We start from the raw sequence: 11986 nt of genomic DNA on the forward strand, positions 1-11986 counted from the left end.
CGAAGATTCGCCACTTTCGGCTTACTCACGGTAACCACGGTGGCCCTCCTGCACGCTGGCCCGACCAGCTCACCCGCCACCGCCGCGCCGGTAACCGCACCCGGTCCGGTGGCCGCCGCACCCGCCTACAACTACGCCGAGGCGTTGCAGAAGTCGCTCTACTTCTACGAGGCCCAGCAGAGCGGCCGGCTGCCCGACTGGAACCGGGTCTCCTGGCGCGGCGACTCCGCGCTCACCGACGGCGCCGACGTCGGCCTGGACCTCACGGGCGGCTGGTACGACGCCGGCGACCACGTCAAGTTCGGCTTCCCGATGGCGTTCAGCGCCACCATGCTCGCCTGGGGTGCGGTCGAGTACCGCGACGGGTACGCCGCCTCCGGCCAACTTCCGCACCTGCTCAACAACCTGCGCTACGTCAACGACTACTTCATCAAGGCCCACCCGTCGGCGAACGTGCTCTACGGGCAGGTCGGCAAGGGCGACGACGACCACAAGTGGTGGGGACCGGCCGAGGTCATGCCGATGGCGCGGCCCGCGTACAAGATCGACGCCAGCTGTGGCGGCGCGGACCTGGCCGGCGAGACGGCCGCCGCGATGGCCGCCTCCTCGATCGTGTTCCGGCCCACCGACCCGACCTACGCCGACCGGCTGGTCAGCCACGCCCGCCAGCTCTACACCTTCGCCGACACCGTGCGCCGCGCCTACCACGAGTGCATCACCGACGTGACCAGCTTCTACCGCTCCTGGAGCGGCTACCAGGACGAACTGGTCTGGGGTGCGATCTGGCTGCACCGGGCCACCGGCGAGGCCGCCTACCTGACCAAGGCCGAGGCCGAGTACGACCGCCTCGGCACCGAACCGCAGTCCACCACCCGGCTCTACAAGTGGACGGTGGCCTGGGACAACAAGCAGTTCGGCACGTACGTGCTGCTGGCCAACCTGACCGGCCGGCAGAAGTACGTCGACGACGCCAACCGCTGGCTCGACTACTGGACCGTCGGCGTCAACGGCGAAAAGATACGCACCTCACCGGGCGGGATGGCCGTACTCGACACCTGGGGGGCGCTGCGCTACGCCGCCAACACCGCCTTCGCCGCCCTGGTCTACGCCGACCGGACCACCGACACCGCCCGCAAGACGCGCTACCACGACTTCGCCGTCAAGCAGATCAACTACGCGCTCGGCGACAACCCGCGCAACTCCAGTTACCTGATCGGCTTCGGTGCCAACTCGCCCCGCAACCCGCACCACCGCACCGCGCACGGCTCCTGGTGGGACAGCCAGACCGTACCGGTGGAGACCCGGCACGTGCTCTACGGTGCCCTCGTCGGCGGCCCGTCCGCGCCGAACGACGCCTACACCGACAACCGGGGCGACTACGTGATGAACGAGGTCGCCACCGACTACAACGCCGGCTTCACCTCCGCGCTGGTCCGGCTCTACTCCGAGTACGGCGGCACCCCGCTCGCCAGCTTCCCGCCGACCGAGACACCGGACATCGACGAGCTGACCGTCGAGACCACGATGATGCAGAACGAGACCCGCTCCACCGGTATCAAAGCCATCCTCTACAACAAGTCCGCCTTCCCGGCGCGGGCGTTGAAAGCGGCCACCTTCCGCTACTACTTCCGTCACGAGGGCACCAGCGCCATCGAGGTGACCAGCGGATACACCCAGGGCTGCCCGTCACCGAGCAGCGCCCGCCAAGCCTCCGGCGACCTCTGGTACGTCGAAGTGAACTGCACCGGGTACACGATCGCCCCGGCCGGTCAGTCGGCGCACCGGATGGAGGTCCAGTTCAAGATCGGCGTACCGGAGGGCGGGACGTGGAACCCGGCCAACGACCCGTCGTACCAGGCCGCCGCCGGGCCGAACCCGAACGTGCCGCTCTACGAGGCCGGCGTACGGGTCTGGGGTGCTGAGCCCGGCCCGACCACCCCGGACACCGTCGCGCCGACCGCACCCACCGCCCCGGTCGCCTCGGCGGTCACCTCCACCGGCGCGACACTGAGCTGGGCGGCGTCCACCGACACCGGCGGCAGCGGCCTCGCCGGTTACGACGTCTACCGGGAGGCGGGGGCGACCGACGTACTCGTCGGCTCGTCGGCCGGCACGTCGCTGGCGGTGACCGGGCTGACCCCGGCCACCGCGTACGCGTTCTACGTCGTCGCCCGCGACGGCGCCGGCAACCGGTCGACCGCCTCCGCCCCGGTCGGGTTCACCACGGCCGGCGGAGGCGGCGACACCACCCCACCCGGTACGCCGGGCACCCCGACCGCCTCGGCGATCACCTCGACCGGCCTCACCCTCACCTGGACCCCGTCCTCCGGTACGGACCTCGCCGGCTACCGGGTCTACCGGGAGGCGGGCGCCACCGACGTGCTGGTCGGATCGCCCGGTGGGCTGACCCTCGCGGTGACCGGGTTGACCCCGGCCACGGCATACCAGTTCTACGTGGTCGGAGTGGACCTGGCCGGCAACGTCTCGACGCCGTCCGCCCCGGTGAGCGTGACCACCCAGCCGAGCAGCCCGGCGGGACCGTGCGCGGTCAGCTACAGCACCAACGACTGGAACAACGGCTTCACCGCCACCGTCACCATCCGCAACACCGGCGGCACCGCGCTCACCGGGTGGAGCCTGGCGTTCGCGTACCCCGCCGGCCAGCGGGTGAGCCAGTCCTGGTCGGCCACCGTCACCCAGACCGGCACCTCGGTCACCGCCACCAACCTCTCCTACAACGGCTCCCTGGCACCCGGCGCCTCCACCAGCTTCGGCTTCAACGCCACCCACACCGGCACCAACCCCCGCCCCACCACCTTCACCCTCAACACCTCCCCCTGCACCGTGTCCTGACCCCTCGCCCGGGGGGCGGCACTAATACAGAGAATGAGTGGTTATCCGGCGGCGGATAGGCACTCATTCTCTGTATTAGTGACCCGCTGCGGGGCGGGGTGGGGTGGTTAGAGGGGGGTGCCCAGGGGGCCGTGTTCGGGTTCCAGGGCTTGCGCCCAGTAGGCGGGGAAGTCGGGTTGGGTGCCGTCGAGGTCGGTGAAGCCGTACCTCGGGTAGAGGGCGGCGGTGGAGAGGGCGCGGCCGCTCAGCGCCTGCACGTCCGGGTCGGCGGCGAGGGCGGCGACCGCCCGACCCAGGTACGCGGGTGTCTCCGACCGGGCGAAGTGCGGGTCCTGCGCGATCGCGTCCCGCCAGTTCGCCTCGGTCACCCCGAAGTGGTCGAGTACGGCTTCCGAGCGCAGGAAGCCCGGCGTGATGGCAACGGCGGCCACCCCGTACGCCCGCAGTTCGGCCGCCTGCGCCACGGCCAGCCGGATGACCGAGGACTTGGACAGGTCGTAGAAGAGGGTGCCCCGGTAGCGGGCGGTGTTGCCGTCGGTCACCTCGACCACCAGTCCCCGGCCGTTGGCGATCAGCAGGGGGAGCGCGTACCGGCTGGTGATGATGTGGGTGTCGACGGCCTGGTGCAGCAGCCGCAGGCCGGTGTCGAGGTCCTGCTGCCAGAGCGGGTTGACCCAGTCGGTCAGCGGGTCACCGCCCCAGACGCAGTTGACCAGGATGTCGAGGCGGCCGTCCTGCTCGGCGGCGATCCGCTCGACCAGGGCCCGGACCTGGTCGGCTCGGCTGTGGTCGACTCGCACCGGAATGCCGGTGCCGCCGGCGGCCGTGACCTGCTCGGCGGTCTGCTCGATGGTCTCCGGGCGGTCCAACTCCGAGCGGCCGGCCCGGCTGCTGCGTCCGGTGACGTAGACGGTCGCGCCGGCCGCGCCGAGTTGTACGGCGATGCCCCGCCCGCCGCCTCGGGTGCCGCCGGCCACCAGGGCCACCTGTCCGGTCAGGGGCTGTTCGGGAGTGCTCATCGTCTGCTGCCGCCTTCCGTTGCGGGGTGCCGGCGCCTGCCCTCGTTCGGAGCGTCGGCGCGGTACCGATAGTAAATGCTGGTTCATTTACTATCAACTAGGCTGCCGTCCATGAGTCCCCGACCCCTGGCCTTCACCGACGACCAACTTCTCGCCGCCGCCGCCTCGGCGATCGCCGATCTCGGTCCGGGCGCCCTCACCCTGGCCGACGTGGCACGGCGTACGGGCGCCTCACCGGCCACCCTGGTCAAGCGCTTCGGGTCCAAGCACGGGTTGCTGGTCGCGGTGTCCCGGCGGGGGGTGCGGGACGTGACGGAGGCGTTCCGCGACCCTCGGCGGGAAGGTGTGCCGGCACTGGGACGGCTGGAGGACGTACTGGCCGGGCTCACCGGGGGCATCCAACGGCACGAGCAGATGGCCCACCACGTGGCCTTCCTGATGATGGACCTGACCGACCCCGAGCTGTACGCCCACGCCCGCGAGTTCACCGCCGCACTGCGCGACGGTATCCACGAACTGCTCGCCGAAGCGGCGCGGACCGGAGAGTTGACCGGTGTCGGTGGTGTCGGCGGCGCGACCGGTGCCGGCGGTGTGGACGAGGTCGGAGGTGTGGACGAGGTCGGGTTGGGTGACCTCGCCGACGCCCTGCTCGCCGTCTACAACGGCACGATGATCACCTGGGCGCTCGAACCCCGGGAGGCGCTCAGTGACCGGATCAGGGCCCAGTTGCGGTTCCTGCTCCGGCCGTACCGTTACCGACCCCGCCCCTGACGACCAGGGACGTCGCGCGGGACGGCACACCCGAGTCGTCGGGTGTGCCGTCCCGGTTGTCGCCACTTGTGCTTCCCGAGCCAGCCGGACCGCTGGTCAGCCGTCCGGGCCAGTCGGTGGGCCGGTCAGCGTGGCCGTGGCCGGTGGCGGTGCCGGTGGTGGTGGATCAGGACTCGTGCGTCCGTCGGCGGTAGAGGAAGACGAGCAGCCCGCCCAGTACGACCATGCCGGTTCCGGCCGCTGTCAGTACCGGGACCAGGGTGCTTCCGCCTGTGGGGCCGGTGATCGGCAGGTGACTACGGGTCGGCCTACCGGTGGGTGGCCCGGTCGGGGTGCCGGTGGGTGGCCCGGTTGGCGTACCGGTGGGGGTGCCCGTCGGGGTGCCAGTTGGCGTACCCGTCGGGGTACCGGTTGGTGTACCGGTGGGGGTACCCGTCGGGGTGCCGGTGGGGGTGCCGGTGGGCTGCAAGCAGATGGGTTCGGTGATGGTGTTGGTGTCGAGGGTGACGGCGCCGGTCTGGGCGAGGGCGCGGCCCTGCAGCGTGGCGCCGGTGTTCATGGTGATGGACGTGGCGGCGAGGATGTTGCCGACGAAGGCGGTGCCGGTGCCGATGGTGGCGGAGCTGCCGATCTGCCAGTAGACGTTGCAGGGCGAGGCGCCGTTGATGAAGATGACGCTGCTGTTGGAGGCGGTGGTGAGAGTGGAGTCGATCTGAAAGATCCAGACGGCGGCGGGATTGTTCTGCGCGTCGAGGGTCAGTTGGCCCGTGAGCTGGGCGGCGCCGATGCGGTAGACGCCGTGGATGAGGGTGGTGCCGCCGAGTTCGGCCGGAAGGTTGGTGAACGGAACGCGGCCGGCGGCGTCGTTGTAGGCGGTGGTGAGGTCGTTCTTGGCCTGGAGGGCGACGGCGTCGGCGAGGTGGATGGTGCCGCCGACGAGCCCGGGTGGGAAGCCGGTGGCGGTGTTGCCGGGGCTCACGCCGAGGTCCTGGCCGAGGAAACTGGGGCCGGTGTTGGTGACGGTGGAGCCGGCGAGGACGGAGAAGTTGGCGGCGGTGCCGAGACCGACGGGAGCCTGGGCGGCCTGGGCACCACTGTTGTTGATCAGGAGCAGGGTGATCGCGGTGATGACGGCGATCGCGGCGACCCCGGTGGACGCGGGCAGTAACGCCCGTCGAAGGTGATGAGTGACTCCAACCGTCACAGAACGGCCCTCCTAGAGCATGGCCGGCCGGAGATGTCGCAACGGGTGGTGAAGCGTCAGGACAGCCGGTTAGTGGATTAACGCCTGGTTGGCGGGTTTCCACGACCATAGCTAGGTAAATCGGGCGTATGTGGATGAATTATGAATGTTGAGTGTGCCGCCGCTCGGCCCAGCCGTGGCGGCGGCACCCTGACCGTCGGTTGTCCGGGCGGACTCCACCGCGACAACCGACGGCCGGGTACGTCAGCGGCGGGTCTCGCCGTGCTCGACGCAGATCGCCGACCAGCCGGTCGGCAGGACCTGCACCTTCATCCGGCGCCGGCACCGCGGGCAGAACCGGGGCGGTTCCAGCGCCCGCGCCGACGCGCACGCCTCGTGTGCGCCGTCCCCGGTCGACCGGCCGCACCGGTCGCACCACACCACTGTCGCCGTCGACACCGGGTCTGCTCCGCTCGCCATCACCGGCTCCCCTTGCTCAGAGCGTCGCGGAAAGGGCCTTGACCGGCATCTTCAGCTCGTCGAGCAGCGCCAGGTCGGCGTCGGCCGGACGGCCCAGCGTGGTCAGGTAGTTGCCGACGATCACCGCGTTGATGCCGCCGAGCAGCCCGTCGCGGGTGCCGAGATCCCCGAGGGTGATCTCGCGCCCACCGGCGAACCGGAGGATCGTCCGCGGCATCGCCAGCCGGAACGCGGCGATCGCCCGCAGCGCGTCCTTGCCCTCCACCACCGGCTGGTCACCGAGCGGGGTGCCCGGTCGCGGGTTGAGGAAGTTCAGCGGCACCTCGTGCGGGTCGAGCTCGGCGAGCTGCGCGGCGAACTCGGCTCGCTGCTCCACCGACTCACCCAGACCAAGGATGCCGCCGCAGCAGACCTCCATGCCCGACTCGCGCACCATCCGCAGCGTCTCCCACCGCTCCTCGAACGAGTGCGTGGTGACCACGTTCGGGAAGTACGACCGGCAGGTCTCCAGGTTGTGGTTGTAACGGTGCACACCCATGTCGACCAGCTCGTCGACCTGCTCCTGGTTGAGCATGCCGAGCGAGGCGGCGACCTGGATGTCGACCTCCGCCTTGATCGCGGCCACCCCGTCGCGCATCTGCTTCATCAGCCGCGCGTCCGGGCCGCGTACGGCGGCGACGATGCAGAACTCCGTCGCACCGGTCTTCGCCGTCTGCTTGGCCGCCTCGACCAGCGACGGGATGTCCAGCCAGACCGAACGGACCGGTGAGGCGAACAGCCCCGACTGGGAACAGAAGTGGCAGTCCTCCGGGCAGCCCCCGGTCTTCAGCGAGACGATGCCCTCGACCTCGACCTCCGGACCGCACCAGCGCATCCGCACGTCGTGGGCGAGTTGCAGGGCGGCGGGCAGGTGCTCGTCGGGAAGGCGCAACACGGCGAGCACGCCGGCCTCGTCGAGACCGACACCTTCACCGAGCACCTGGGCACGCGCCCGGTCGAGGATCTCTGGCATGGTCGTACCCTACAAGGGGTCGGACCGTCGATGGGAGCCGCCGGCTTCACGTACTGTCGTGTCCCCCGCCACGAACGGGCGCCGTCCTCGTCTCCGGCGGGACGCGGCCCCGCCCGGAGGCCGGCACCGGCCCCGTCGTACCGGCGGCCCGAACCCGCTAAGGTGACCGTCGCCCGGCGTCGGGTCCGTGGATCGCCGAGCGTACGGCCCGCCTTCCCGGCCGCCGCCCGGCGAAGTGGTAATTTTCGCCGGTCGGGACGGGGTCGGTGGGCGCGGATGTGATCGGGCCGGCGCGGACCGGTCCGGGCAGTCCCGGCGCGGGTCGGGCAGACGAGGAGTCGACGTGGCGAGCTGGCTGGAGGCGCTGGACCGGCGTGCCCAGCTGCGGGCCAAGGCGGGACTGACCCGGCACCTGCGCCCGCGCGGCGCGACCGACCCGGTGGCCGACCTCGCCGGCAACGACTACCTCGGGCTGGCCCGGCATCCGGCGGTCACCGCCGCCGCCACCGAGGCCCTGCACACGTACGGGCTGGGCGCCACCGGTTCCCGCCTGGTACGCGGCTCGACCGACCTGCACACCGCGCTCGAACACGCCCTGGCCGACTGGTTCGGCGCGCAACGGGCCCTCGTCTACTCCTCCGGCTACCTGGCCAACCTCGGCGCCGTACGCGCCCTGGTCCGGCCGCGTACGTTGCTCGTCTCGGACGCGCACAACCACGCCTCGCTGATCGACGGGTGCCGGTTGTCCGGGGCGCAGACCGTGGTCACCCCGCACAACGACGTCGCCGCCGTCGAGGCCGCCCTGGCGGCGGCACCGGGGCGTCCGGCGGTGCTGGTCACCGAGTCGGTCTTCTCCGTCGACGGCGACCTCGCCCCGCTGGCGCGGCTGCACGAGGTGGCCCGCCGGCACGGTGCCCTGCTGCTGGTCGACGACGCGCACGCGGTCGGCGTACTCGGTCCGGGTGGAGCCGGCGCGGTGGTCGACGCCGGCCTGGCCGGCGCACCGGACGTGGTGGTCACCGCGACGCTGTCCAAGGCGCTCGGCGGAGCCGGCGGTGTGGTCGCCGGGCCGGCGGAGCTGGTCCGACACCTGGTGGAGACCGGTCGGACCTTCATCTACGACACCGCGCTGCCGCCGGCCGTGGCGGCGGGTGTGCTCGCCGCGACCGGGCTGGCACGGGCCGGCGAAGCGCTGCGGGCCGAACTGGCCGACCGGGCCGCGACCGTCGTCCGCCGGCTCGGCCTGGCCGGGCTGGACGTGTCGGCGCCGGCAGCCGGGGTGATCTCGGTGACCGCGCCGGGTCCCGAGGCGGCGACCGCCTGGGCGGCCGACTGCCTGGACCGGGGGGTCGCGGTCGGTTGCTTCCGCCCGCCGTCCACGCCGGACAGCCGGTCCCGGCTGCGCCTGACGATCAACGCCGGGGTGTCACGGGCCGAGTTCGACCGGGCCCTGGACGTGATCGTCGAGTGTGCCCCGTGAACCCGTCAGCGGTTCCGGAGCGGGTCCGGTGAGCGCCACCTCGTGGCGCGGGCCGATCCTGGTCACCGGCACCGACACCGACGTGGGCAAGACCGTGGTCACCGCGGCGATCGCCGCCGCCGCGCAGGCGGCCGGGCTGCGGGTCGCGGTCATCAAACCCGGACAGACCGGTACGGTGACCGGCGCCCCGTCGGACATCGACACGATCAACCGGCTGGCCGCCCCGCTGACCGCCCGTACGCTGGCCAACTTCCCCGAGCCGCTGGCCCCGCTGGCGGCGGCGAGGGTCGCGGCGGCGGAGCCGCTGGAGCTGTACGCCGTCGTCGACGCGGTACGCGCCGAAGCCGACAAGCACGATCTGGTGCTGGTCGAGGGGGCCGGCGGACTGTTGGTGCCGATGGGCGTACGCCCGTCCGGTGAGCCGTGGACCGTAGCCGACCTCGCGGTCTCGCTCGGTGCGCCGGCCGTGGTGGTGAGCCGGGCCGGGCTCGGCACACTCAACCACACCGCGCTCACCCTGGAGGCGTTGGAGCGGCGGGCGGTGCCGGCCGGGGTGGTCCTCGGTGCCTGGCCGAACGAGCCGGAGCTGGTGCACTGGGCCAACCTCAGCGAGCTGGTGCCGAACATGGTCGGCGCGCTGCCGGACGGGGCCGGCGGGATGGACCCCGGAGTGTTCCGCCGGTCCGCGCCCGGTTGGCTCACCCCCGCCCTGTACGGCGTGCTCGACGACTGGCGGACCTGGGCCGACGACGTGCACTGAGCACCACCGGTGCGGCGGTGGCGGGCCGGTGGTGTCGACGCGGCACCCGACTTTCGTCGGTGCCGGCGTGGGTCGGGGCCCGCGTACCCTGGCCGGGTGGTGGGCTGGTGGCGGGGGCTGGGGGACCGGCGGCGACGGGTGTTGCCGGATCTGTTGCTCTGGGCGGCGCTCGTCGTGCCGATCGTCGTGGCCTTCGTCAGCCCGCCGGCCCGGCCGTTCGACGGGGTGCTGCTGGTCGCCGAGACGCTGTTGATGGGTGTCGCGGTGGCGCTCAGCCGGCGCCGACCACTGGTCGCCCTGGTGCTGGTGACGGTGCCGACCCTGCTGGACGGCAACTTCCTGTTCGCGATCCCGGTGATGAGCTACCTCACCGGTCTGCGGATGGAGCGGGCCCGACCGGCCGGCGTGGTCTTCACCGTGATCGCGGCGGGCGGCTCCGCGCTGAACATCTGGGTGCTGGACAGCGGGCTGGCGACCTGGTTCCTGCTCGCCACCACGCTGCTCTTCGCCGGGGTGTTCCCGTGGCTGGTCGGCCGTTACCGGCGGCAGCGCGGTGAGCTGGTCCGGGCCGGCTGGGCCCGCGCCGAACTGCTCGAACGGGAGCAGGCCGGGGCCGCCGAGCGGGTACGGATGCGGGAGCGGGCGCGGATCGCCCGGGACATGCACGACTCGCTCGGCCACGACCTGAGCCTGATCGCGCTCCGGGCCGGTGCACTGGAGCTCGCCGCCGACGCGGACGACCGGCAACGGGCCGCCGCCGGTGAACTCCGGGCCAGCGTCGCCGCCGCCACCGACCGGCTGCGCGAGATCATCGGCGTGCTCCGGGAGGACGCGGCAGCGGCGCCGACCCGGCCGGTCGACGAGAGCGTCACGGAACTCGTCGACCGGGCGACGGCGGCCGGGATGGCGGTCGACCTGCGCTGGCCCGAGCGGGACAGCGCACCGGAACTGCCGGTGATGGTCGGGCGGGCGGTGCACCGGGTGGTGCAGGAGGCGCTGACCAACGCCGCCCGGCACGCCCCGGGTGCGCTGACGACGGTCGAGGTCGACCGGACGGCGGACCGGATCGAGGTGCGGGTGCGCAACGCGCGTCCGCCGGCCGGGCCGCTGCCGCTGCCGTCCGCCGGCACCGGGCTGCTCGGTCTGCGCGAGCGGGTGCGGCTGGCCGGCGGCACCCTGGTCGCCGGGCCGGACGCCGGCGGATTCGCGGTGGTCGCCCGGCTGCCGCTGGTCAGCGACGGGGTCACGGTCGACCCCGATGCCGAGGTACGACCGCCGGCCGGCTCCACCACCGCGGACGGGTTGCGGGCGCAGCGGCGGCGGGTCCGGCACAGCCTGCTGCTGGCGGTCACCGCCCCGGTGGCGATCGCCGCCACGCTGTCGCTGGTCTACTACCCGTTCGTCACGTTCGACTCGGTGCTGGACCGGTCCGCGTTCGAGCGGCTGCGGATCGGTCAGACGCGTACCGAACTGGCTCCGATGCTGCCCGGCCGGCAGGCGCAGGGGCGGTCCGGGGACTTCCGGCCGATGCCGCGCAACGGCGCCTGCGAGTTCTACACCGACGGTAACTTCCCGCTGGCCCGGCCCGCGTACCGGCTCTGTTTCGTGGACGGGCGGCTGGCGGCGAAGGACGAGCTGACCGGCTGACCCGGCCGTGCGGTGTTCCGTGCTGACGAGGAGATGTGATGATCCCGGTCCTGCTGGCCGACGACGAGGCGATGATCCGTGCCGGGGTACGGGCGATCCTGGCCACCGACCCGGAGATCGAGGTGGTGGCCGAGGCGGCCGATGGTCGGGTCGCGGTGGAACTGGCCCGTGCGCACCGGCCCCAGGTGGCGTTGCTGGACATCCGGATGCCCCGGCTGGACGGGCTCGCCGCCGGGGCGGAGATCCGCCGGTTGGTGCCGGAGACCGAGGTGGTCATGCTGACCACGTTCGGCGAGGACGACTACATCGCCCGTGCGCTCGGCGACGGGGCCGGTGGTTTCCTGCTCAAGTCCGGCGACCCCCGGGAGCTGATCGCCGGGGTGCGGGCGGTCGCCGACGGTGGCGCGTACCTGTCGCCGACGGTGGCGCGGCGGGTGCTCGACCTCGGTGGGGGGCGGATGGGGCGCCGGCCGGCGGCCCACGAGCTGACCTCGGGGCTCACCGAACGGGAGCGGGAGGTGTTGGCGCTGGTCGGGGCCGGGCTCTCGAACGCCGAGATCGGTCGCCGGCTCTTCCTGGTCGAGGGAACCGTGAAGGGCTACCTGAGTTCGATCTTCACCCGGCTCGGTGTGCGCAACCGGGTCCAGGCGGCGATCGTCGCGTACGAGGCGGGCCTGGTCGGCCCGGGGGGGGGGGGGGGGGGGGAGGGGGGGGGGGGGGGGGGGGGGGGTGGGGGGGGGGGGGGGGGGGGTGGGGGGGGGGGGGGGGAGGGAACCAGCAA

The 11986-nt window shown here is 72.5% G+C and carries 9 protein-coding genes and 1 pseudogene; 6 read left to right on the forward strand and 4 right to left on the reverse strand.

Annotated features, from left to right (window positions below; translation table 11 throughout):
- Nucleotides 1-48 precede the first annotated feature (48 nt).
- Nucleotides 49-2853, forward strand: a complete 2805-nt coding sequence (locus ACZ6QQ_RS07285; protein ID WP_465875043.1) for a glycoside hydrolase family 9 protein — start codon at nucleotides 49-51, stop codon at nucleotides 2851-2853.
- 107 nt (nucleotides 2854-2960) lie between these two features.
- Here the strand turns inward: ACZ6QQ_RS07285 and ACZ6QQ_RS07290 are convergent, their stop codons facing one another.
- The gene (locus tag ACZ6QQ_RS07290; protein ID WP_465874962.1) at nucleotides 2961-3872 is read right to left on the reverse strand and encodes an SDR family oxidoreductase; all 912 of its coding nucleotides are present in this window, start codon (nucleotides 3870-3872) and stop codon (nucleotides 2961-2963) included.
- Nucleotides 3873-3983: 111 nt separating this feature from the next.
- On the opposite strand from ACZ6QQ_RS07290, the gene ACZ6QQ_RS07295 reads away from it, so the two are divergent.
- Nucleotides 3984-4643: a TetR/AcrR family transcriptional regulator gene (locus ACZ6QQ_RS07295; protein ID WP_465874963.1), complete on the forward strand. Its 660-nt coding sequence runs from the start codon at nucleotides 3984-3986 to the stop codon at nucleotides 4641-4643.
- Nucleotides 4644-4809: 166 nt separating this feature from the next.
- On the opposite strand, the gene ACZ6QQ_RS07300 is transcribed toward ACZ6QQ_RS07295, so the two are convergent.
- The 3 genes from ACZ6QQ_RS07300 to bioB form a co-directional block, all read right to left on the reverse strand.
- A complete protein-coding gene (locus ACZ6QQ_RS07300) occupies nucleotides 4810-5847 on the reverse strand; it encodes an ice-binding family protein (protein WP_465874964.1) in 1038 nt (345 codons plus the stop codon).
- 243 nt (nucleotides 5848-6090) lie between these two features.
- Entirely contained in the window at nucleotides 6091-6306 is a 216-nt protein-coding gene (bsaP, locus tag ACZ6QQ_RS07305; RefSeq protein WP_465874965.1) for a biotin synthase auxiliary protein BsaP, read from the reverse strand.
- A gap of 16 nt (nucleotides 6307-6322) precedes the next feature.
- Nucleotides 6323-7318, reverse strand: coding sequence for a biotin synthase BioB (gene bioB, locus ACZ6QQ_RS07310; protein ID WP_465874966.1), 996 nt, complete (start codon nucleotides 7316-7318; stop codon nucleotides 6323-6325).
- A gap of 343 nt (nucleotides 7319-7661) precedes the next feature.
- Between bioB and ACZ6QQ_RS07315 the strand changes: the two genes are divergently transcribed.
- From ACZ6QQ_RS07315 to ACZ6QQ_RS07330, 4 genes and pseudogenes are all read left to right on the forward strand, one after another.
- Nucleotides 7662-8798: an 8-amino-7-oxononanoate synthase gene (locus ACZ6QQ_RS07315; RefSeq protein WP_465874967.1), complete on the forward strand. Its 1137-nt coding sequence runs from the start codon at nucleotides 7662-7664 to the stop codon at nucleotides 8796-8798.
- Between the two features lie 55 nt (nucleotides 8799-8853).
- On the forward strand, nucleotides 8854-9558 hold the full coding sequence (bioD, locus tag ACZ6QQ_RS07320; RefSeq protein ID WP_465875044.1) for a dethiobiotin synthase: 705 nt from the start codon (nucleotides 8854-8856) through the stop codon (nucleotides 9556-9558).
- Between the two features lie 96 nt (nucleotides 9559-9654).
- Nucleotides 9655-11205 (forward strand): sensor histidine kinase, encoded by a 1551-nt coding sequence (locus tag ACZ6QQ_RS07325; RefSeq protein ID WP_465874968.1) that lies wholly within the window; start codon nucleotides 9655-9657, stop codon nucleotides 11203-11205.
- A gap of 38 nt (nucleotides 11206-11243) precedes the next feature.
- Nucleotides 11244-11885 (forward strand): annotated as a pseudogene (locus ACZ6QQ_RS07330) (response regulator); the annotation flags it as partial.
- Nucleotides 11886-11986: the final 101 nt, after the last annotated feature.

It is taken from the genome of Micromonospora sp. NPDC049529 (assembly GCF_055586685.1).